Annotated in this window: 19 protein-coding genes; 3 read left to right on the forward strand and 16 right to left on the reverse strand. The window is 66.3% G+C overall.

Going from position 1 to position 21,531, the window contains the following annotated elements:
* Positions 1 to 4: 4 nt before the first annotated feature.
* The 4 genes from guaA to guaB all read right to left on the reverse strand — a co-directional run bounded on the left by guaA (position 5) and on the right by guaB (position 6,306).
* Complete coding sequence (gene guaA, locus CH281_RS10855; protein WP_032365606.1) at positions 5 to 1,594, reverse strand: glutamine-hydrolyzing GMP synthase; 1,590 nt, start codon at positions 1,592 to 1,594, stop codon at positions 5 to 7.
* A 50-nt stretch (positions 1,595 to 1,644) separates the two neighbouring features.
* Positions 1,645 to 3,399, reverse strand: a complete 1,755-nt coding sequence (locus CH281_RS10860) for an FAD-dependent oxidoreductase (RefSeq protein ID WP_027496368.1) — start codon at positions 3,397 to 3,399, stop codon at positions 1,645 to 1,647.
* A 188-nt stretch (positions 3,400 to 3,587) separates the two neighbouring features.
* Positions 3,588 to 4,727 (reverse strand): GuaB3 family IMP dehydrogenase-related protein, encoded by a 1,140-nt coding sequence (locus CH281_RS10865; RefSeq protein ID WP_027496367.1) that lies wholly within the window; start codon positions 4,725 to 4,727, stop codon positions 3,588 to 3,590.
* 55 nt (positions 4,728 to 4,782) lie between these two features.
* A complete protein-coding gene (gene guaB / locus CH281_RS10870) occupies positions 4,783 to 6,306 on the reverse strand; it encodes an IMP dehydrogenase (RefSeq protein WP_032365609.1) in 1,524 nt (507 codons plus the stop codon).
* Positions 6,307 to 6,606: 300 nt separating this feature from the next.
* Here guaB and CH281_RS10880 point away from each other — a divergent pair, with 300 nt between their 5' ends.
* Positions 6,607 to 7,011, forward strand: a complete 405-nt coding sequence (locus tag CH281_RS10880) for a DUF5319 domain-containing protein (RefSeq protein WP_027496364.1) — start codon at positions 6,607 to 6,609, stop codon at positions 7,009 to 7,011.
* 89 nt (positions 7,012 to 7,100) lie between these two features.
* Here the strand turns inward: CH281_RS10880 and CH281_RS10885 are convergent, their stop codons facing one another.
* The 3 genes from CH281_RS10885 to CH281_RS10895 form a co-directional block, all read right to left on the reverse strand.
* A complete protein-coding gene (locus CH281_RS10885; RefSeq protein WP_052073694.1) occupies positions 7,101 to 8,117 on the reverse strand; it encodes an anti-sigma-D factor RsdA in 1,017 nt (338 codons plus the stop codon).
* Positions 8,110 to 8,688, reverse strand: coding sequence for a sigma-70 family RNA polymerase sigma factor (locus CH281_RS10890; protein ID WP_027496363.1), 579 nt, complete (start codon positions 8,686 to 8,688; stop codon positions 8,110 to 8,112). The genes CH281_RS10885 and CH281_RS10890 overlap by 8 nt, the downstream gene beginning before the upstream one ends.
* Before the next feature lie 135 nt (positions 8,689 to 8,823).
* Entirely contained in the window at positions 8,824 to 9,666 is an 843-nt protein-coding gene (locus CH281_RS10895) for a hypothetical protein (RefSeq protein ID WP_032365681.1), read from the reverse strand.
* Between the two features lie 687 nt (positions 9,667 to 10,353).
* Here CH281_RS10895 and CH281_RS10905 point away from each other — a divergent pair.
* Positions 10,354 to 10,647 carry a WhiB family transcriptional regulator gene (locus CH281_RS10905; RefSeq protein ID WP_027496361.1) on the forward strand — a complete coding sequence of 98 codons (294 nt, stop codon included), beginning with the start codon at positions 10,354 to 10,356 and terminating at the stop codon, positions 10,645 to 10,647.
* A 79-nt stretch (positions 10,648 to 10,726) separates the two neighbouring features.
* Here CH281_RS10905 and groL read toward each other — a convergent pair whose 3' ends face one another.
* Both groL and groES read right to left on the reverse strand, forming a co-directional pair.
* Positions 10,727 to 12,340 carry a chaperonin GroEL gene (gene groL / locus CH281_RS10910; RefSeq protein WP_027496360.1) on the reverse strand — a complete coding sequence of 538 codons (1,614 nt, stop codon included), beginning with the start codon at positions 12,338 to 12,340 and terminating at the stop codon, positions 10,727 to 10,729.
* 98 nt (positions 12,341 to 12,438) lie between these two features.
* On the reverse strand, positions 12,439 to 12,738 hold the full coding sequence (gene groES, locus CH281_RS10915) for a co-chaperone GroES (protein WP_008718149.1): 300 nt from the start codon (positions 12,736 to 12,738) through the stop codon (positions 12,439 to 12,441).
* A gap of 521 nt (positions 12,739 to 13,259) precedes the next feature.
* Between groES and CH281_RS10920 the strand changes: the two genes are divergently transcribed.
* On the forward strand, positions 13,260 to 14,945 hold the full coding sequence (locus CH281_RS10920; RefSeq protein WP_052718698.1) for an Hsp70 family protein: 1,686 nt from the start codon (positions 13,260 to 13,262) through the stop codon (positions 14,943 to 14,945).
* Here the strand turns inward: CH281_RS10920 and tsaD are convergent.
* The 7 genes from tsaD to CH281_RS10955 all read right to left on the reverse strand — a co-directional run bounded on the left by tsaD (position 14,930) and on the right by CH281_RS10955 (position 21,497).
* Positions 14,930 to 15,967, reverse strand: coding sequence for a tRNA (adenosine(37)-N6)-threonylcarbamoyltransferase complex transferase subunit TsaD (gene tsaD / locus CH281_RS10925; protein WP_032374669.1), 1,038 nt, complete (start codon positions 15,965 to 15,967; stop codon positions 14,930 to 14,932). The genes CH281_RS10920 and tsaD overlap by 16 nt on opposite strands.
* Positions 15,964 to 16,452, reverse strand: coding sequence for a ribosomal protein S18-alanine N-acetyltransferase (gene rimI, locus CH281_RS10930; protein WP_027496358.1), 489 nt, complete (start codon positions 16,450 to 16,452; stop codon positions 15,964 to 15,966). Before rimI ends, tsaD begins: the two co-directional genes overlap by 4 nt.
* Positions 16,449 to 17,123 (reverse strand): tRNA (adenosine(37)-N6)-threonylcarbamoyltransferase complex dimerization subunit type 1 TsaB, encoded by a 675-nt coding sequence (gene tsaB / locus CH281_RS10935; protein WP_032374695.1) that lies wholly within the window; start codon positions 17,121 to 17,123, stop codon positions 16,449 to 16,451. The genes rimI and tsaB overlap by 4 nt, the downstream gene beginning before the upstream one ends.
* 124 nt (positions 17,124 to 17,247) lie before the next feature.
* Positions 17,248 to 17,775, reverse strand: a complete 528-nt coding sequence (tsaE, locus tag CH281_RS10940; protein ID WP_032374670.1) for a tRNA (adenosine(37)-N6)-threonylcarbamoyltransferase complex ATPase subunit type 1 TsaE — start codon at positions 17,773 to 17,775, stop codon at positions 17,248 to 17,250.
* Complete coding sequence (locus CH281_RS10945; RefSeq protein ID WP_027496355.1) at positions 17,768 to 18,781, reverse strand: alpha/beta fold hydrolase; 1,014 nt, start codon at positions 18,779 to 18,781, stop codon at positions 17,768 to 17,770. The genes tsaE and CH281_RS10945 overlap by 8 nt, the downstream gene beginning before the upstream one ends.
* A 3-nt stretch (positions 18,782 to 18,784) precedes the next feature.
* Positions 18,785 to 19,987, reverse strand: a complete 1,203-nt coding sequence (alr, locus tag CH281_RS10950) for an alanine racemase (RefSeq protein ID WP_080731003.1) — start codon at positions 19,985 to 19,987, stop codon at positions 18,785 to 18,787.
* Positions 19,988 to 20,063: 76 nt separating this feature from the next.
* The gene (locus CH281_RS10955) at positions 20,064 to 21,497 is read right to left on the reverse strand and encodes a bifunctional ADP-dependent NAD(P)H-hydrate dehydratase/NAD(P)H-hydrate epimerase (protein WP_032374671.1); all 1,434 of its coding nucleotides are present in this window, start codon (positions 21,495 to 21,497) and stop codon (positions 20,064 to 20,066) included.
* Between the last annotated feature and the right edge of the window lie 34 nt (positions 21,498 to 21,531).

The following is a 21,531-nucleotide window of genomic DNA, read 5'->3' on the forward strand; positions in this document are numbered from 1 at the left end:
CCCGCTACTCCCACTCGATGGTGCCCGGCGGCTTGCTCGTGACGTCGAGTACGACTCGGTTGACCTCCGGAACCTCGTTGGTCACCCGAGTCGAAATCGTTTCCAGCACGTCGTACGGCAACCGGGTCCAGTCCGCGGTCATCGCATCCTCGCTCGACACCGGACGCAACACGATGGGGTGACCGTAGGTCCGACCGTCTCCCTGCACGCCGACGCTGCGCACGTCGGCCAACAGCACCACCGGGCACTGCCAGATCTGCTGATCCAGGCCCGCGACCGTAAGCTCTTCTCGGACAATCGAATCCGCATGACGCAACGTGGCCAGTCGGTCCGCGGTGATCTCTCCGACGATGCGAATGGCCAGTCCCGGTCCCGGGAACGGCTGTCTGCCGACGATGTCCTCGGGCAGGCCCAGCTCGCGTCCGACGGCGCGCACCTCGTCCTTGAACAGCGCACGCAACGGCTCGACCAACGCGAACTGCAGATCGTCGGGCAGTCCGCCGACGTTGTGATGGCTCTTGATGTTCGCGGTACCCGAACCGCCACCGGACTCCACGACGTCCGGGTACAGGGTGCCCTGCACCAGGAACTCGACGGAATCACCGTGCTCGGCGTTCTCGCCCAGCACCTCGGCAACGGCACCCTCGAAACTGCGAATGAACTCGCGGCCGATGATCTTGCGCTTCTCCTCCGGGTCCGACACCCCTTCGAGCGCGCCGAGGAAGGTGTCCACCGCGTCGACGGTGACGAGCTTGGCGCCGGTCGCGGCTACGAAGTCCTGCTGCACCTGCTCGCGCTCGCCTGCGCGCAGCAAGCCGTGGTCGACGAAGACACAGGTGAGCCGATCACCGATCGCACGCTGCACCAGAGCCGCGGCCACCGCGGAATCGACACCACCGGACAGGCCGCAGATCGCCTTGCCCGTCGGACCGACCTGCTCCTGGACGGCGTCGACCAGCGCGTCGGCAATGTTGGCGGCGGTCCAGTCCGGCTTGATTCCGGCGGTCTCGTGCAGGAATCGGCTCAGGACCTGCTGTCCGTGTGGTGAGTGAAGTACCTCGGGGTGGTACTGCACACCCGCCATCCGCTTCTCTTCGTTCTCGAAGGCAGCAACCGGAGCCCCGGCACTGGTCGCGGTGACAGTGAAGCCGTCGGGAGCAGCGGTGACAGCGTCACCGTGACTCATCCAGACCGGCTGGGTGGAAGGCAGACCGTCGTGCAGGCGGCCGCCGTCGACGCTGAGCTGAGTACGCCCGTACTCACGTGTTCCGGTGTGCTCGACGGTTCCGCCGAGCGCCTGCGCCATGGCCTGGAACCCGTAGCAGATACCGAACACCGGGACGCCCAGTTCGAGTAGGGCGGAGTCGAGTTCGGGTGCACCCTCGGCGTAGACGCTGGACGGCCCACCGGACAGCACGAGAGCAACGGGGTCTTTGGCGGCGATCTCCTCGGCGGTCGCGGTGTGCGAGATGACCTCGGAGTACACGCTGGCCTCGCGCACCCGGCGGGCGATCAGCTGTGCGTACTGGGCTCCGAAATCGACGACCAGAACCGGCCGTGCGTGTGCGGGATCGTGTGCAGAGGAGTCGGTCACCTGGTCAGTCTAGTGGGACGGATTCGGTGTGCTCGCAGCACCCGAATCGCTCACGCGACACCCGAATGTTCGACGGGCATGGCCGCCGAACCGGACCTGATCTGCACGATCGGCAGCCGCAGGCCGCCGGGTGCGTCGACGGGCACGACGGGCGAGTTCGGAGCGATCGGATCGAGTCGCTGGTAGGGCTGGCCCTGCGCCGGACGCAGGTCCGACTCGCCCTTGTTCGGCCACAGTGCAGCGGACCGCTCGGCCTGCGCGCTGATGGTCAGCGACGGGTTGACTCCGAGGTTGGCCGAGACTGCCGCACCGTCGACCACGCTGAGGGTCGGGTAGCCGTGGACGCGGTGGTACGGGTCGATGACGCCGTGCTGGGCGTCCTCTCCGATAGCGCACCCGCCGAGGAAGTGTGCGGTGAGCGGGATGTTGAACAGCTCGCCCCACGTCCCGCCCGCGACGCCGCCGATCTTCTTGGCAATTCGCCTGGTGGCGTCGTTGCCCTCGGGAATCCATGTCGGGTTGGGCTGTCCGTGTCCCTGGCGGCTCGAGATCTTGCGGCCGAAGGGGCCCCGCTTGGTGAACGTGGTGATCGAGTTGTCGAGGTTCTGCATCACCAGCGCGATGATGGTCCGCTCGCTCCAGTGCCGGACGTTGACGACGCGGACGAACTGGATCGGATGGGCGATGAGCGCGAAGACGAACTTGAGCCAACGCGGAATCTTCCCTCCGCCGTCGGTCATCAAGGTCTGCAGCATGCCCATCGCGTTGGAGCCCTTGCCGTAGCGGCACGGTTCGATGTGGGTGTTGGGGCTGGGGTGGAACGAGGACGTGATGGCGACGCCGCGCGTGAGATCCATGTTCGGATCGACCGCCAACTTCGCGGCTCCGACGATCGACTCCGAGTTGGTGCGGGTCAGCTCACCGAGAGTGTCCGACAACCGCGGCAACGTGCCCGTGTCCTTCATCTTGTGCAGGAGGTTCTGCGTGCCCCACGTACCGGCTGCCAGCACGACATTGGCAGCGCTGTACGTCTTGCGACCCTTGCGCAGACGCGCTCCGGTGCGCTCGGTGTCGACGTCCCAGGTTCCGTCGGACCGAGGATTCAGGCCGGTGACCGTGGTCATCGGCACGATCTCGGCTCCGGCACGTTCGGCCAGCCCGAGGTAGTTCTTCAGCAGGGTGTTCTTGGCACCGTGGCGGCACCCGGTCATGCACTCGCCGCATTCGATGCATCCGGTGCGCTCGGGGCCGGCACCACCGAAGTACGGGTCCGGGACGGTCTTACCTGGTTCGTCACCGAAGAACACGCCCACCGGTGTCTGAATGAACGTGTCGGCGACGCCCATGTCCTCGGCCACCGACTTCATCACCTCGTCGGCGGGGGTCATGTGCGGGTTGCGCACGACACCCAACATGCGGGTGGCCTGGTCGTAGAACGGGGAGAGCTCACTGCTCCAGTCGGTGATGTGCGCCCACTGCTTGTCCTCGAAGAACGGTGCCTGCGGCTTGTACAGCGTGTTCGCGTAGTTCAGCGATCCGCCGCCGACCCCTGCACCGGCGAGGATCAGGCAGTCGCGCAGCAGATGCACCCGCTGGATGCCGTAGAGACCCAGCTTGGGTGCCCACAGGAAGCGCTTGAGATCCCAGCTGTTCTTGGCGAAGTCCTTGTCCTCGAATCGCTGCCCGGCTTCCAGGATTCCGACGCGGTATCCCTTCTCCACCAGCCGAAGCGCGGTGACGCTTCCACCGAAGCCCGAACCGACGATGAGAACGTCGTAATCCGTTGCGCGTCCAGCTGAACCCATGGTGACCTCCGCTACGTCCGTTACCTGTCGAACAGTATGCACATCGCTGTGTGACTACCGCCACAAGCGATTCTAGCTGTTACGGAAGGTATCACCAACCGAGGGTCGGCTTACCGGTGCCTGCCCGACGAACGACACAGGGCGCGCACCCGAAGATCGAGTGCGCGCCCTGTCGTATGGGGGTTCTGTCAGGCCCGAACGTTCAGGCCGACCTTCTGAAATTCCTTCAGATCGGAGTAGCCCGACTTCGCCATCGAGCGACGCAATCCGCCGACGAGGTTGATCGAGCCGTACGACTCACGCGACGGTCCGTGCAGCACCTGATCGAGGCTCGGACGCTCCCCCGCGGACATCGGCAGCAACGCGCCACGCGGCATCGACGGATGCGCCGCGGCGGACGGCCAGTACCAGCCGCCACCGGGAGCCTCGGCGGCCACGGCCAACGGCGCACCGAGCACCGCAGCATCCGCGCCGCAGGCGATGGCTTTCGCCAGTGCGCCGGACGTGGTGATGTCACCGTCGGCGATGACGTGCACGTAGCGTCCACCGGTCTCGTCCAGGTAGTCCCGACGTGCGGCCGCCGCGTCGGCGATCGCAGTGGCCATCGGAACACCGATGCCGAGCACCTCACCGGTGGTGGTGCCGCCTTCGACCGAGCCGTAGCCCACGATGACGCCGGCCGCACCCGTGCGCATCAGGTGCAACGCGGTCCGGTGATCGCTGACGCCGCCGGCGATGACGGGGACGTCGAGCTCTGCGATGAACGTCTTGAGGTTGAGCGGCTCGTCGTCGCCGTGCGCAACGTGCTCGGCGGAGATGATCGTGCCCTGGATGACCAGCAGATCCAGACCCGATGCGATCAGCGCAGGCGTCAGAGCACGGGCGTTCTGCGGGCTCACTCGTACAGCGACAGTGACGCCTGCATCACGCACCTGGCCCACTGCGGCGGCCAACAGATCGGGCTGCAACGGCGCAGCGTGCAGTTCCTGCAGGAATGCGATCGGCGCGTCGGGATCGAGATCGGTCTCGGCGATGTGGATCAACTGGTCGAGCTTGGCCTGCACGTCGGCGTGCCGCGCCCACAGCCCTTCGCCGTTGATCACCCCGAGCCCGCCTTGCTTACCGAGCTCGATGGCGAACGCAGGCGAGACCAACGCATCGGTCGGATGGGCGAGCACCGGGATGTCGAACCGGTAGGCATCGAGCTGCCAGGCAGTCGACACCTCCTTGGACGACCGGGTGCGCCGAGACGGCACGATATCGACGTCGTCCAGCTGGTAGGTGCGGCGGGCTTCTCTGCCCATGCCGATTTCAACGAGGTCGCGCACGCGCGCACCTTTCTACTTCGAGAGCGAATCGTTCGGCCACCAGGGGCCGACGCGACTATCGGGTGGTGTAGTTCGGAGCCTCAGCGGTCATCGTGATGTCGTGCGGGTGGCTCTCCTTGAGACCGGCCGCGGTGATCTGCACGAACTGAGCCTGCTGCAGGTGCTCGATGGACGTCGACCCGGTGTACCCCATGGCAGCGCGCAACCCACCGGTGAGCTGGTGGATGACCTGGTTCAACGGACCCCGGTACGGGACGCGTCCCTCGATCCCCTCGGGAACCAGCTTGTCCTCGGCCAGCACGTCGTCCTGGAAGTAGCGGTCCTTCGAGAACGACTTCGCTCCCCCGCGTCCCTGCATCGCACCGAGTGAGCCCATGCCACGGTAGCTCTTGAACTGCTTGCCACCGACCAGGATCAGCTCCCCCGGAGACTCGGCGGTGCCGGCCAGCAACGATCCGAGCATCGCGGTCGACGCGCCTGCAGCGAGTGCCTTGGCGATGTCACCGGAGAACTGCATACCGCCGTCGGCGATGACCGGCACACCGTGCGGCTTGCACGCGGCCACGGCTTCGAGGATGGCGGTGATCTGCGGAGCGCCGACGCCGGCGACCACGCGGGTGGTGCAGATCGATCCGGGTCCGACGCCCACCTTCACCGCATCGGCACCGGCCTCGACGAGGGCGAGTGCGCCCGCGCGGGTGGCGACGTTTCCGCCGACGACCTGAACGCGCTCGCCCACCTCTGCTTTGAGCTTGCTGACCATCTCGAGCACCTGAGAATTGTGGCCGTGCGCGGTGTCGACGATGATGACGTCGACGCCGGCATCGGTCAGTGCCATCGACCTGGCCCAGGCATCCTGCCCGACGCCCACTGCTGCTCCGACCAGCAGACGACCGTCACGGTCCTTGGTGGCGTCCGGGTGCTGCTCGGTCTTGACGAAGTCCTTCACCGTGATCAGGCCGGTGAGTGCGCCTTTGCCGTCGACGATCGGTAGCTTCTCGATCTTGTGGCGACGCAGCAGGCCGAGGGCCGCTTCGGCGGTGACCCCCTCCTGCGCGGTGATCAACGGTGCCTTCGTCATGACGTCGGCGACGCGACGGTTCTGATCCACCTCGAACCGCATGTCGCGGTTGGTGATGATGCCGACCAGCGCACCGGTCTCGTCGGTGACCGGGAGCCCCGAGATACGGAAGCGCGCACACATCGCGTCGACCTCGGCCAGCGAGTCGGTGGGCTTGCAGGTGACCGGGTCGGTGACCATACCGGCCTCCGAGCGCTTGACGGTCTCGACCTGAGACGCCTGATCGTGCAGCGAGAGATTGCGGTGCAGCACACCCATGCCGCCTGCACGTGCCATCGCAATGGCCATCCGCGCCTCGGTGACGGTATCCATCGCAGAACTGACCAGCGGGACTCGCAGCCTGATCTCGCGGGTGATCTGACTGGACGTGTCCACGGCGCTGGGGATCAGATCCGAAGCGGCCGGCAGCAGCAGGACGTCGTCGAACGTGAGGCCGAGCATCGCGACCTTGTTGGGATCGTCGCCGCCTGTGCGGACGTGGGCTCCGGGACTACTCATACGAATCTGGCCCTCCCTAGAGCCTGGTTGCATCGTGGGCGCGGCATGCGGCCGGTGAGAGCTCGCAGGCGCACCGCGGTGCGGTGTTGGAGAACGGATGGAGTTTCGGCACTTGCACTCATCTGTTCAGCGCCGGGAACCATGGTATCGGCCTGCGGCACAATCAGTGCGCACGCCTCCCGCTGCGGACGCTCGGAGGCACCGAATCGAAGACCCGACGGGGTCCGGCGGTACGGATCGTCCGGCATGTCGCGCTCGAACGGCTGGCGCAGACCCACCAGTTCTGCGTACCGTGGAGGCGTGCGCGATCAACTGCCTCCCGGTCTACCCCCGGATCCGTTCGCCGGAGACCCCGCCGACCCGTCGGCCGCCCTCGATGCAATCGAGCCCGGCCAGCCTCTCGATCCCCAAGAACGGCTGGCCGTAGAAGAAGACTTGGCGGACCTCGCTGTCTACGAGGCACTCCTCGGCCACCGCGGTATCCGTGGACTCGTCGTGTGCTGCGAGGACTGCCAGCAGGACCACTACCACGACTGGGACATGCTGCGTGCGAATCTGCTGCAGCTGCTCGTCGACGGCACCGTGCGTCCGCACGAGCCGGCCTACGACCCGGTGCCCGACGCGTACGTCACGTGGGATTACTGCCGTGGTTTCGCCGATGCATCCATGAACGACGCTCTGCACGGAGACGGTTTCGAGAGCTGAGACCCCAGACAAACGAAGAAGCCCGACACGATCATCGTGTCGGGCTTCTTCGTTGTTTACGGTCTGCGTCGTCGAACAGTGCCTGTCGCTCAGCTTCCGCCGGACGGAACCGACATGCGGTCGCCGTTCTCGGACGAACTGCCACTGGCAGTGGCCGTCGGCTGATTCGGGTTGTCGAGCACCGTCGGTGTGACGTCGGTGGTCGTCGGACTCGGACTCGTGGTGACGGGCGGGCTAACCGGTGTCGTCGTTTCCGGATTCGGCGTGCTCGGAACCGCGGTGGATTCCGGTGCAACCGTCTCCACCGGAGCCGTCGGAACCAGAGTTGCTTGGCTGGGCACCGACAACGGGGCTGCCGGGGCCGCACCCATCGGAGGTACCACGGGCGGCACCGTCATGGCCTGCAACTCCTGCAGCAAACGGGCCAGCCACTGGTCGAGTTCGGCTCGCTGAGCATCGTCGATGACCGCGGAACTGCGGTTCGATGCGCCGTCGAGAAGAGCGCGGGCAGCGTCGGCATCGCCGGACGACAGAAGGTTCTCCGCCTCCTGCAGCTTCGATGTCGTATCTATCTGCGCGACAGTCGAATCGGCCTGCTCGGAGAACACGACCGACTTGACGCTCCACAGCGGATCCTCGGGCGTCGAGTTGTACGAGATGACCACCAGACCGCCCAACACGACGGCGATCGCGGCGGCGGCACCGGCGAGCGGACGCAACAGACGCATCCGGCCCCCGCGGTTCGCCGCGCTGGATCGCGCCATGTCGGCTGCCATCTTCTCGCGCTCGACGGCCGCCACAACGGTGTCGAGAGAAGGACCGGCCGGCATGGACGGTGTGATCACGTCCGCTCGCCAATTGGCGAGCAGGAGCGCGAGTTGGTAATCGTCCGCATCATCGGTTGCGATCGGTCCGTCACCACTGATCGCGTCGATGAAGGCATCGTCACGACGAACGGCGACGAGGTCCACGGGACCACCGTCTGCGCCGATGTCGGCATAGGGATCGTTCTGCTTCGGTCCAGTGGGTGTCACGTGCTCTCCGATACGCGAGATTCCGCGACGCGGGGTCTCACCGGGGCCACCGTGACCATTGTCCCTAGCCATACATTTCACCTGCTCTCACAACTTCGTTCTTCAGTTTTGCGATAGCTCGGTGCTGAGCCACGCGGATAGCGCCTGCAGTGCTGCCGACCGCAGCTGCCGTCTCCTCGGCCGACAATCCGACGATGAGTCGGAGCACCAGAATCTCTCGGTGCTTGGCGGGCAAGGTGTCCAGTAGTGCAGTCATCTGACGACTCGACTCGGATTCCAGAGCTCGCTGCTCCGGACCGTGTTCTGTCGACACGACATCTGGTACTTCGGCGGCCGGGTCCGATTTGTTACGCGAGGCACTGCGATGAGCATCTGCGACCTTGTGCGCCGCGATGCCGTACACGAATGCCATGAACGGACGACCTTGATCCTGGTAACGCGGCAAGGCGGTCATGACTGCCAAACAGACCTCCTGCGCCACGTCGTCGGCCGAAAGCTGACCACGCTCAGCCGAACCGACTCGAGCCCGGCAATACCGGACGACGAGTGGTCGGATGAATTCCAAGACCCGGGACAGAGCCAGTCGATCGCCTTGCGCTGCGGCAACGACGAAAGAGTCCAACTCCTCACCCGCACTGTTCATCGTCGACAAATTTCCCCGCGTTACAGGTACGCACCCGCCTGGGAGCGCTTCCACGTGGTGGTGGAACGAACCAAGGATAGCGACACCGACGGCCTGCAATCGAACCGCTCGGTCCGTGCCCGGCTGCGGTCCAGGTCAACCGACCGCGGATCCGCCCAGTCGTTGGAGTGCGGCTCCCAGCTCGCGTGCCGACACCATGTCCGAATCCGATCCCCCGGTTCCTTCGCACAGCATCGTCGCGGCCCAACGCAAGGGCAGTAAGCCGTGCATCGCCGCAGCACAGGCCACGTCGACGGCCCCTGCGCATGCACGCTCGGTCGCACCGGCGCAGCTCAGGGCCGCCGCCATCACCAGATCGGTTTTGATGCGGTGCCGTAACGAATCGGTGTCGGCGGCAAGTGCACGAGCGAACTCGGCGTGTCGGAGTGCTCCAGTGCCGTCTCCACGCATCATCGCCAGCTCGGCTGCCACCCACTGCGCGCGGAGTGCCGGACGCCACAGATCCGAGCCGCCACGCGCCGAGAGCAGCTCTGCGTTGCGCGCCAGAAACGCGTCCGCGAACCCGAATCGGCCGGTCCCCAGTGCATCCGCCGCCAATCCGACCAGTGCATCACTGCGCGCCTCCACCGCGTCCGTCGTTCTCGCCTCGCCGGTGAGCCCGATCAGGAACACCGCCCTCCCGTCGAACCCGCGGGCGAGCCGGTGCCGACCGATCTGGCGTAGCCATGACGCCCTGGTCGACTCGTACAGGGACTCGAGCGCCGGCGACGTCGGCCGGAACCGCCGGAGCTCGACCCGAGCAGCGTTGTACCGACCCTGGCCGGCCAGTGCGACGCCGCGGCACCAACTCTGCCGCGCATCGGTGGCCGCCGGAAGGTCGGTTCGACCGGGGTCTGCTCCGAACGCCGCCTTTTTCAGCTCGAGCCCGATGCAGTCGGACTCTCCGGTGACGGGCGAGGACTTCGAAACACTGTGCACGACGTCAGGGTATGGCCACAGCCGGACCGCAGGCACGCGAGTCGGCCGACCGAGAACGCCGGACACCGCAACGCACGAATGCGAATGTCGCGCCGGATAGCTGTCGCATTCACGACGACCTTTCGGGACGCCGCTGCAGTTTTCACAGAATTAACAATGTGAATAGGTGTTGTTTCGGAAACAGTTATCTGAACGCTGTGTGGCGAATGGGTTAAACGGCGGGTCGTTTATCGGAGCCGGACAAGAATGCGTCGGGCACATTCGACACCGCCGATCGGAATCGTTCGGCAACAACGACCGACTCCTCGCTCGATCCGCTCGGCCGCTCGTGCGTCGAGGCCGAACCCGGCCCGCCACTGCTCGACGCTCTGCGACAACACCTTCGAGCTGCAGGTCTTCGAGAAACGCGCGGTGGAATTCGGAGCGACACCGGCTCGCGCCGACACGTCACCGTCGATCCTGCGCCGCGTCGTGCCATGAGCATCGTCTCCCGACTCGGCCGATTTCTCAACCGGAAGCGCACACATGCGAGCGGTTCGAAGTAAATATCGAGCGTGTTAATTCTTCGCCCTCCCGCTATGCATTTGCCCACGATCGAGCTCTATTGACTCGATTTCGTCGACCCACATAACGTTGTCGCTGTTCGGATCACGAATCCGTCGAAGCCACACCACCCTAGGAGTTTCCATGCCGCAGCCGAATCACCTCCCTGGGCCGAACGCCGATATTTGGGATTGGCAGATGCACGGCCTGTGCCGTGGCGTCGACTCGTCCATGTTCTTCCACCCCGACGGCGAGCGGGGTCGGGCGCGAGCACAGCGAGAGATGCGCGCCAAAGAGATGTGCCGCAGCTGTCCGGTACTCGCTCAGTGCCGCACCCACGCACTCAACGTCAGCGAGCCGTACGGCATCTGGGGAGGGATGTCCGAGACGGAGCGCGAATTGCACGCCCGGCACAACCGCCGTCGCATCGCGGTCTGAGCACACGACATTCACAGCTGCACACACGACGAAGCCCCCAACCCGTTCGGGTTGGGGGCTTCGTCGTACTACCCGAAAATCAGTGAGCGTGTCCGTGGCCGGTTGCGGCCTCGGACTCCTCTTCGGGCTTCTCGACGATGGAGCTCTCCGTCGTCAGGATCATGCGCGCGACGGATGCGGCGTTGACCACGGCAGATCGGGTCACCTTCACCGGATCCACCACACCGTCGGCCAGCAGGTCGCCGTACGTCAGGGTCGCGGCGTTGAAACCGTGGCCCTTCGGCAACTCGGCCACCTTGCTGACGACGACGGAACCGTCGATGCCGGCGTTGGTAGCGATCCAGAACAGTGGTGCGTTCAGAGCAGTGCGCACCACTGCGACGCCGGTGGCTTCGTCACCGGTCAGGCCCAGATCGTCGGCAAGCGACAACGCGGCCTGAGTCAGAGCAGAGCCACCGCCGGGAACGATGCCTTCTTCCACCGCAGCCTTGGCCGCTGCAACTGCATCGTCGACGCGGAACTTGCGTTCCTTGAGCTCGGTCTCGGTTGCGGCACCGACCTTGATGACGGCGATGCCGCCGGAGAGCTTCGCGAGCCGCTCTTCGAGCTTTTCACGATCCCACTCGGAGTCGGTGTTCTCGATCTCGCGACGAAGCTGGCCGACGCGGGCATCGATGTCGTCCTGCGAGCCGGCACCGTCGACGATGGTCGTCTCGTCCTTGGTGACGACGACGCGACGCGCCCGGCCGAGCAGCTCGAGGCCGGCTTCCTTCAGGCTCAGGCCGACATCTGCAGTGATGACCTGGCCTGCGGTGACGACTGCGAGGTCGTCGAGGAACGCCTTGCGACGGTCGCCGAAGAACGGAGCCTTGACGGCAACGGCCTTGATCGTCTTGCGGATGGAGTTCACGACCAGAGTCGACAGAACCTCACCCTCGGTGTCCTCGGCGATGATCAGCAACGGCTTGCCGCTCTCGGCAACCTTCTCCAACAGCGGAAGGAAGTCGGGAAGCGAGGTGATCTTCTCGCGGTACAGCAGGACGTAGGCGTCCTCGAGCACAGCTTCCTGCGTGTCGACGTCGGTGACGAAGTACGGCGAGAGGTAGCCCTTGTCGAACTGGACGCCCTCGGTGACCGACAGCTCGGTGAGCAGAGTCGAGGACTCCTCGACGGTGACTACGCCGTCTGCACCGACGCGAGTGAGCGCCTCACCGACGAGTTCGCCGATCTCGGGGTCCCGCGAGGACACGGTGGCAACCTGAGCGATGGCCTGCTTGCCCTCGACCGGGGTGGCGGCGGCGAGCAGTGCCTCGGCAACCTTGTCCGCTGCCTTGGAGATACCGGTGCCCAGCGCGATGGGGTTGGCTCCGGCGGCGATGTTCTTCAGTCCGCCGCGGACGAGAGCCTGTGCGAGAACGGTCGCCGTGGTGGTGCCGTCGCCTGCGACGTCGTTCGTCTTGGTGGCGACGCTCTTGACCAACTGGGCGCCGAGGTTCTCGAACGGATCTTCCAGGTCGATTTCACGAGCGATCGACACACCGTCGTTGGTGACCGTGGGGCCACCGAAGGCCTTGGAGAGGACGACGTGGCGACCACGCGGTCCGAGAGTGACCTTGACTGCGTCGGCGAGCTTGTCGACGCCGCGCTCGAGAGAGCGGCGCGCTTCCTCGTTGAATTGGATTTGCTTTGCCATGTTTCGGTGTTACTCCTTCGAGTAAAGAAACTCGATCGAACGCACTCCGCCCCGGGACCGACACTGAAATCGGATTCCGGGGCGGGATGCGTTGTGGCCTACTTGGCGATGACTGCCAGCACGTCGCGTGCCGACAGAATCAGGTACTCCTCGCCGGCGTACTTGATCTCGGTGCCGCCGTACTTGCTGTAGATGACGGTGTCACCTTCTTTGACGTCGACCGGGATTCGGTTGCCCTTCTCGGTGACACGGCCTTCGCCAACGGCGACGACGGTGCCCTCCTGGGGCTTCTCCTTGGCTGTGTCGGGGATGACCAGACCGGAGGCGGTCGTCGTCTCGGCCTCGTTGGCCTGGACGAGGATCTTGTCCTCGAGCGGCTTGATTTTCACGCTCGCCACGTTGAGCCCTCCAAAGTTATGGGGTACGCGTCCGGGGTCGGATCCCCGGACAGCTGTGTGTAAGTACTTCTCGTGCGGTCCTGACAAACTCGGCACGAAACTCGGTCCCGTCGTCGCGGGTGCCGGGACTTCGCTCGGTGCCAACTAGCACTCTATACACGAGAGTGCCAGCACTCAAGGGCTGGGTTCGCCAGGCTTGCGTTCGGGAGACCGACTCGGCCGGATCGCACTTCCACCCGACCCGCACCGGTCGCCTCGGCACGCGACACGGGGATTCCCACACTTTTTTCTCGACGCCGCGACACTGCCGAAGGTGCAGGTGAGGCCGCACCCGAGCCTGCGAAGTAACCGACCGAGCAGATTATTACGGTCGCGCAACGGGATCGGTAACGTTACGATAACGGAGCTGTCCGAACGATAACGATCGACAGCCGTGCCACGACTCGACAGACGAGAGGCACTGCACGACATCGGCGGAACCGAACGGTTCCCACACACGGACAACGGGGCGGAGGTACACCATGCGGGTAGGAGTCGGTGTATCCACCGGATCCGAGGGCGTGTGCGCAGCCCTGGTCACCGTCGAATCCGACGGCAGCCATGCGGTCGAATACCGCACCGTCTCGGCGGATCGCCAGGCGAAGATCGATGTCGGTGATCTCGTGACGTCCGCGGTCGAGCTGATGGCGTCCCTCGTTCCCGGCGACCGGCAGCCCGATTCCATCGCAGTCACCTTCCGAACCGAAGAACATGCGGCGCGCATCCGCGCTGCACTCGCACACACCACGCGAGACGTTCGGCTCGTTCCGGAAGCCGCCGCCGCGTCGGCACATCTGGCCACCACCGGTCTGGTCGACGGGTACGACACCATCGCCCTGGTGGACCTGGGAGCCAGTGGACTGTCGGTGACCGTGGCCCGCCGTACCGACGGGGTCGTTCTGTCCTACGGCCGATCCGAGGCCATCGGCGGCGTCGTTCTCGACGCACTGGTCAAGGACCTTGTTCAGAACATGACGCTCGACAATCTGCGAGACGACATTCGCGACGACCGCGGAATCGGATCGGCGCGGTACCGGGCGATCAAAGAACTGCTCTCACACGAGAACGAAGCACGCATCGAGCGATACAGCGGTGTACCGCTCACCGTGAGCCGCGCTGCTTTCGAGACCGCTGCGTCGCCCCTCTTCGACGAGGCAGCGCAGTTCGTGCGCAGCGTGTTCGACGAAAGCACCCACGAACCCGAGGCCATCGTGCTGATCGGCGGCGGTGCCCACATCCCGCTGCTGGCTAAGTCTCTGACCGACACGTTCCATGCACGCATCGTTCGCCTCCCCGAGCCGGATGCCGTGCTCGCCGTGGGCGCGGCCGTCGTCGCCGCGTCGGTGACCGACAACGATTACCCCCTGGTCTCGGCCGCACGCCGGACTGCGGGCCGGATGGGTCGCTACTCGGGTGCGATCGCGGCGGCCGTCGTCGCAGGCGGGCTGGTCCTCGCCTACGGGCTGCAGACGATGACCCCGGCAGACGACCCCAGCGTGTCCCCTGCCGGTAGCGCCACCGAACCCGTCGCAGCCGGGGACGCAGGACGACCCGCAGCCGAGGGCTACTCGCCGAGCGATACGCCGACTTCGACCCGTTACTCGGCTGACCCGATCGGCCCCGCAGCGACCACAGCCAATTCCTCGCGTCCGACGTCCCGACTCCCCGCGTCCTCCGCACCGACCACCACGCCGACGTTGCGACCTGCTCCCGACCTCCCGCGGATCGACTGGCCCATGGATCCGGCACCGGAGTCGTCGTCCCCCGACGCGGGCACCAGCGTCACCGTCAAGCCGTCGACGCCGGTCTCGCCCGAGCCCACGACGACGCCCGCGCCGACCACCAGCTCGCCCGTCGAGCCGACCCCGGCCCCGGGTGAGACTTCCGAACCCACCACGCCGTCCGGCCCGATCGAGCTCAGCCCAGGACCGACACCTCGACCCTCGGCAGGGTCGGTTCCGGAAAGCTCGGAAGTCCCGACCGGATCGATCACCGTCCCCACGACGGTCGTCCGTGGCTCGGATTCCACTCCGGAATTGACCGCTCCGCCGACGGTCTGGTCACCACCACCTGCTGTGTCCGGTCAGAGCGTCGAACCCCGGACGTCACCGGACACGGCAGCGCCGCGAACCTCCGAGCCCCCTCAGGACGCTCAGCCGGGAACCTGACTGGTCGCGACCGACAGGCCGGGGTCCGTCACCGCTGTCAGAGCCGACGGTGCCGCGCCCCCGGCAACCAGGTGAGCACCGAGGGCGGCAATCATGACACCGTTGTCGGTACACAGCCGCGGCTTCGGAATTCTCAGCGTCAAACCGTTTTCGGCGCACCGTGATTCGATCAACGAGCGGATCCGCGAGTTGGCCGTTGCACCGCCACCGAGAACGACGGTGTCGACGTTCACGTCGGTCGCGGCGCGTACCGCCTTCATCGTCAACACATCCGCAACGGACTCCTGGAACGACGCCGCGATGTCGGCGACCGGAATCGGATCTCCGGCCTGCTGACGGGCCTCGACGAAGCGGGCGACGGCCGTCTTGACCCCCGAGAACGAGAAGTCGTAGCGCGCGTCCCGTGGGCCGGTCATTCCGCGCGGAAAAGCAATTGCAGTCGGATCGCCTTCGCGCGCCGCATCGTCGAGCGCCGGACCGCCCGGGTAGCCCAGACCGAGCAGGCGGGCCACCTTGTCGAACGCCTCACCGGCCGCGTCGTCGACAGTGGTACCCAGTTCCGCGATGGGCCTGGACAGATCGTCGACGTGCAACAGATGAGTGTGGCCACCGGAGACCAGAAGTGCCACGCACGACGGCATCGGACCGTGCTCGAGGGTGTCGACCGCGACGTGGCCGCCCAGATGATTGACGGCGTAGAAGGGGACGTCCCACGCCGCTGCGTAGGCCTTGGCAGCGGCAACTCCGACCAGCAAGGCGCCGGCCAGTCCTGGTCCGATGGTCACTGCGACCGCGTCGGGACGATCGATGTCGGCGGCGGCGAGAGCGCGGCGCATCGTCGGAACCATGGCCTCGAGGTGGGCCCTCGACGCCACCTCGGGCACCACTCCGCCGTACCGGGCGTGCTCGTCGACACTGGATGCCACCTCGTCGGCCAGCAACTCGCACACACCCGAGTCGCGCCAGCGAACGATGCCGACTCCTGTTTCGTCGCAGGAGCTTTCGATACCCATGACGATCATCGGGCAGCCTCCGTCTTCTCCGGCCGACGCATGGTGAACGCATCGGCTCCGCTGGGCTGGTAGTACTTCGCCCTGGTACCCACGATCTCGAAGCCCTCACGTCGGTACAACTCGATGGCCGGGTCGTTGTCGGTGCGCACCTCGAGAAACACCGGCCCACCGTGATCGTCGGCGACGCGCAACAATTCGCTCAACAGTCGTCCGCCGATCCCCCGGCGATGGTGCGCGGGATCGACTCCGATGGTGTGCACCTCGGCCTCACCGGCGACGAATGCGCCGCGGCTCGGTTGCCCCAGCAGAGAGATTCCCGCATAACCGACGATCTCGCCGGCCTCCTTCGCCGTGACGTAATGATTGTGCGGCGCAGCCAGTTCCGCGACGAATGCGTCTGCCGACCACGGGTCGTCACCCTCGAAGAGCACCGTCTCCAGATACGCGCATCGTGCGCAGTCGTGCACCGTCATCGGTTCGATCGTCACCGTCATCGAGCGGCCTTCTCCGCAGCCCGTTCGGCGAGTGTCTTCGCGTCCGGCCGCCGCAGATAGAGCGGAACGAGCGGTCCCGGTACAGTCCCGCTGCCGATGTCGGTGGCAGCCACCCGGACCAGACCTGCCGGGGACGGGGCCTGCACGTCACGCACCGGCAACCCGAACAGTGCGGCATGCGGCGCGGAACCGGCAACGGCGTCGACACCTCCGTGCTCCAGTTCGGCCGGAGCGATCACGTGGGGGCCCGCTACCCGAACCCCGGCTTCGTAACGTGCCCAATAGATTTCGCGACGACGTGCGTCCGTGACCACCAACAGCGATCCGGATTCGTCGACGTCTGCCGCGATCGCGTCGAGACTGCAGACACCGTGGACCGGCAGTCCGAGCGCATCACCGAATGCAGCCGCGGTCGCCATCCCCACCCGCAGGCCGGTGTACGGACCGGGGCCCACCCCCACGACGACGGCCGCGAGATCGGCAGCCACGATTCCGGCCTCGGCCAGGCACTCGAGGATGTGAGGAGTCAGAACATCGGCGTGCGATCGCGCGTCGACCTTGATGCGGGTGGCGACGGTGGTGACATCGGCTCCGTCGGCAGCGGAGTCGGACAACCGCACCACACCTGCGGTGACGGCAGGGGTAGAGGTGTCCACGGCAAGTACGAGCACGAGGATCAAGGCTACCCGCCCGGTGGCCGCACCCAGCACTCCCGTAGCCGCGGCACCACGAACCCGGGATACCCGCATCGCACGCTTCGTCGAGTGCCGTTACGGGCGCGCCGGGCTTCGGTGCTCACGCGGGTGGGCGGCCGAGCGCATCGCCATTCACCCGTCGAGCACTCACCCTTCGGACGTCCGATTCCGGATCGCGTGACAAGCGCACGGAGACATGCTGATCCGTCAGGGTCTCCACCACGCCCTCGCCCCACTCGACGACGACGACGGCGTGCTCGAGATCGGTATCGAGGTCCAACGCGTCCAGCTCGTCGAACGCGGACTGTCCCGTCATACCCAGACGGTAGGCGTCGACGTGCACGAGGGCGACAGGCGGTAAACCGTTGGGGCGCACGCCTGGTCGATGCTCGCGGGCGATGACGAACGTCGGTGAGGTGACGCGACCGTGCACTCCGAGACCCGCCGCGATCCCCTTGGTCATCGCGGTCTTCCCCGCACCGAGCGGACCGTCGAGTACGACGAGATCGCCGGCGACCAGAATGTCCGCGAGCCGAGCACCGAACTCGGCAGTGTCCGTCGCCGTCGCCAGTTCGGCCTCGACGGGCAGGTCGAGCCGCGAGTTCGGTGGACTCTCGGAATCAGACAACGCCCCACCGCTTCTTCTTGGGCTCCGATGCTCGCGCCACCAGGCGAAGGATCGCACCGTTGACCTGTTCGGGGAACTCCAACTGCACCAGGTGCCCACCTTGACGCACCCGCACCATCTCCGATTTCGGCAGGGCGTCGGTGAGTGCTTCCGAACTCGCGAAGGGAATGATCCAATCCTCGTCGCCGCACACCACCGACACCGGAATGTTCTCGAATTCCGCCAGAGCCGCCGACTCGTCGTGCAGTTCGAGGGTCTCGAGAAAATTCACGATGGTGACAACGGAGGTGTCGTCGATCATCGACTGCGAGAATGCCACCAGCCGAGGAGACACCCGCGTTCCGTACGAGGCCGCGCGCAGCACCGGTGAAATGATGGCGCGCACCGCTCCTCGCCCGAATTGCACCAGGCCGGGTGACGTGCGTACAGCCAGTCGAAAAGCATCGACCGCCGGATTCTGCAGGCTGCGGCCGACTCCCGTCTGTGCGAGGCCGGCAGCCGTAGTGGAGATCAGCACGGCACCGATCACTCGCTGCCGGACGACGGACGACCGCTGGCGCGCCATGGAAAGAATCGACATGCCGCCCATCGAGTGCCCGACCAGGACGATGCGTCCCTTGGGCACGACCGAACGGATGACCGCGTCGAGGTCGAGGCCGAGCTGACCGATGGTGCAACTGCTTGCACTCGGCACCCCGGAGCGGCCATGACCGCGCTGGTCGTAGAACACCATGCGCACGCTCGAACCCCACTGCTGTTCGAGCGCACGTCGTTGGAAATGCCACGACGACATGCGCAGGCAGTATCCATGCACGAACACGACGGTCAGTTGTGCATCCGCCGGCCCCACCTCGCGGACCGCCAGCGGAACACCGTCGTCCGCCGTGACGATACTGCCTCGATCGGCGTCCATCAGGTCGAGATTCTCGGTCGCCAGCGGATCCTTGTTGGATCGAAACGCCGTCTCCCGCACCACTATCGCAAGACTCTCCAGCAATCCCAGCATGGCCTACTTCGTCGCCTCCCCTGAGCGCGTGCCGACGAAACGACGTCGAACACGTCCACGAACGCCGGTGACGACCTCGTAGCCGATGGTGTCGAGCGCATCCGCCCAATCCTGAGCGTGCGGCTCTCCGCTGTCCCCCGGCCCGAACAGTATCGCCTCGTCGCCGATGGCGACACCCGAGCTGTCGCCGCCGAGATCGACGACGAATTGGTCCATGCACACGCGCCCCACCGACGGGTAGCGACGACCGTCGATGGTCACCTCGAAACGACCGCTGAGTCGGCGCACGACCCCGTCGGCGTAACCCAGCGCCACCAGTGCGACCACCGTGTCGGTCGGAGCTGTCCAGGTGTATCCGTACGACACCGATTCACCTCGGTTCACCTTCTTGATGTGGGCCACCTGCGCGGACAATGTCATGACTGGACGCAAGCCGAAATCTCCCATATCGGGCACCGGCGACAGGCCGTACAGCGCAATACCCGGACGCACCATGTCGAAACCGAGGTCCGGCCTGGTCAGCGTTGCCGCCGAGTTGGACAGATGCACGACGGCCGGCGAGATACCGCGCCGGCCGGCGCGGGCAACCGCGTCGCGGAGCCGCTCTGCCTGGGCGTCGTTGGCCGGGTGATTCGGTTCGTCGGCACAGGCGAGATGCGAGAACATCCCCGTCAATCGCACGGACCCCTCGGCGACGGCGGACGCGGTGGCATCCAGGACGACGTCGAGGTCCGCCCGCGCAACGCCGTTGCGATTGAGGCCGGTATCGATCTTGAGCGAGAGGTCGGCGGTGAGACCGGTCCGCCTGGCTGCGGCGATCACCGAGTTCAGCTGGCCGGCCGTGGAGACCCCGACTCCGATGTTCTCGGCGATCGCAGCACCGAAGTCCGAATCGGCCCGGTGCAGCCACGCCAGCACCGGCACGGTGATTCCGGCTGCGCGCAATTCGAGGGCCTCGCCGATGGTCGTGACCCCGAATTCATGCACGCCGGCCGCGACGGCAGCGTGTGCCACGGGGCCTGCCCCGTGGTTGTAGGCGTCGGATTTCAGGACGGCCATCACGGCGGCGTCGCCTGCGAATTCCTGCAGAACCCGGACATTGTGGGCCACGGCATCGAGATCGACGGTTGCCAGAGCACCCGAATCCGTCCGCGGATCGGTCTCCACGTCGCCGTTACCGATAGTCACAACATTCGATAGTGCCATCCCTGCCGCACACACCACGGATCAGGTGGCACAACTCATGACACACCGTCAGGTCGGCCGGCGAGCCCAGTGCAGCTCAGACAGCGACCGAGCGGACCGTCCGGATGGCTTCTCGCAGGCTGTTCGACAACGGTGTCGCCGAGATCGGGGCGGCGAATTCGCCATCGGCTCCGTGCGCGGCATGGGCTGCGGCCAGTGCGTGCACTTTGGCCCCGCACGCGGCCGCGGTCGACGGTGCCATTCCGGTTGCGAGTAGGGCACCGAGGACGCCGGACAGCACGTCCCCGGATCCGGCGGTGGACGCGGCGGATCCGCCCGCGTCACTGACGAACGCGGTGCCGTCCGAGTCGGCGACGACCGTCGCGCGGCCCTTGAGCAGCACGGTGACGCCCCACCGAGCGGCGAGGCCTCGTACGGCCGCTACGCGGTCGGGACCGGGTTCCGATCCGGTCAGGCGGGCGAACTCCCCGGCGTGCGGGGTCAACAGCGTCGGTGCAGTGCGATCGACGACCCACTGCTCGTTGTCCGCGAGGATCGTCAATGCATCGGCGTCGACGACCACCGGCAGATTCGATTCGAGAACTCGACGCACGATGTCCGCCGAGGATTCGTCAGTGCCGAAGCCGGGGCCGACGACCCACGACTGCACCCTCCCCGCTGCATCCAGATCCGGTGCGACGACGACCTCCGGGTGGTGCGAGACCACTTCTGCGCCGGCACTTCCCACGTACCGAACCATCCCGGACGTGGCGGCGACGGCTGCGCCGACACACAGCAACGCGGCCCCGGGATACGTGGCGCTGCCGGCCAACACGCCGACGACTCCCTGCGAGTACTTGTCGTCCGACGCGGTGGGAATCGGCCAGATTCGGCCTACATCGGCCGGCTCGAAGGACTCGATCTCGGGCGTCGGCAGGGTCAGCCCGATGTCGACCACGTCGATTCGGCCGCAACGAGGTACGGCCAACACGTGCACCGGTTTGCGAGCGCCGAACGTGACGGTGACGTCGGCGGTCACCGCCGGTCCCGACACCTCACCGGTTTCTGCATCGACGCCACTGGGAATGTCCACGGAGACAACGGGCGCGGTGATCCGGTCGACCATCCCGGCAGCGTGGGGACGCAGCGGACCCTTCCCGGATATCCCGACGATGGCGTCGATGACGAGGTCCGGATCGTCCGGCTCCGTGACGACCCGTCCCCCCGAGGCTCGCAGGGCCGCAAGACCTTCGGTGTGCACACGGTCCGGATCGAGCAGCAGCGCGGACACCGCGACGCCGCGCCTGCGCAGGAACGCACCTGACCACAGGCCGTCTCCGCCGTTGTCTCCCGATCCGACCAGTATCAGTACTCGTCGCCCCGCGACGCCGCCGGTTCGCGAGAAGAGCTCGCGCGCCACCACCGAGGCCAAGCCGTACGCAGCGCGGCGCATCAACGTGCCGTCGGGCAACGATCGCAGCAGCGGAGCCTCGGCGTTCCTGATCTGCTCGGGTGTGTAGTAGCCGCGCATGCCGAGGTCCTCCCGCTCGTGCCGTCGTGTGTGT

It is taken from the genome of Rhodococcus sp. 06-221-2 (assembly GCF_002258365.1).
In the GTDB taxonomy this organism is placed as follows: Bacteria; Actinomycetota; Actinomycetes; order Mycobacteriales; family Mycobacteriaceae; genus Rhodococcoides; species Rhodococcoides fascians.

What these genes read in the sequence shown, in the direction of transcription:
- CH281_RS10905 (WP_027496361.1), top strand. Translation starts at nt 10,354, where the DNA reads ATGCCGCAGCCGAATCACCTCCCTGGGCCGAACGCCGATATTTGGGAT.
- CH281_RS10955 (WP_032374671.1), bottom strand. Translation starts at nt 21,497, where the DNA reads ATGCGCGGCTACTACACACCCGAGCAGATCAGGAACGCCGAGGCTCCG.
- CH281_RS10860 (WP_027496368.1), bottom strand. Translation starts at nt 3,399, where the DNA reads ATGGGTTCAGCTGGACGCGCAACGGATTACGACGTTCTCATCGTCGGT.
- tsaD (WP_032374669.1), bottom strand. Translation starts at nt 15,967, where the DNA reads ATGATCGTCATGGGTATCGAAAGCTCCTGCGACGAAACAGGAGTCGGC.
- alr (WP_080731003.1), bottom strand. Translation starts at nt 19,987, where the DNA reads ATGGCACTATCGAATGTTGTGACTATCGGTAACGGCGACGTGGAGACC.
- rimI (WP_027496358.1), bottom strand. Translation starts at nt 16,452, where the DNA reads ATGACGGTGACGATCGAACCGATGACGGTGCACGACTGCGCACGATGC.
- guaB (WP_032365609.1), bottom strand. Translation starts at nt 6,306, where the DNA reads ATGAGTAGTCCCGGAGCCCACGTCCGCACAGGCGGCGACGATCCCAAC.
- CH281_RS10920 (WP_052718698.1), top strand. Translation starts at nt 13,260, where the DNA reads ATGCGGGTAGGAGTCGGTGTATCCACCGGATCCGAGGGCGTGTGCGCA.
- CH281_RS10890 (WP_027496363.1), bottom strand. Translation starts at nt 8,688, where the DNA reads ATGAACAGTGCGGGTGAGGAGTTGGACTCTTTCGTCGTTGCCGCAGCG.
- groL (WP_027496360.1), bottom strand. Translation starts at nt 12,340, where the DNA reads ATGGCAAAGCAAATCCAATTCAACGAGGAAGCGCGCCGCTCTCTCGAG.
- CH281_RS10885 (WP_052073694.1), bottom strand. Translation starts at nt 8,117, where the DNA reads ATGGCTAGGGACAATGGTCACGGTGGCCCCGGTGAGACCCCGCGTCGC.
- CH281_RS10945 (WP_027496355.1), bottom strand. Translation starts at nt 18,781, where the DNA reads ATGCTGGGATTGCTGGAGAGTCTTGCGATAGTGGTGCGGGAGACGGCG.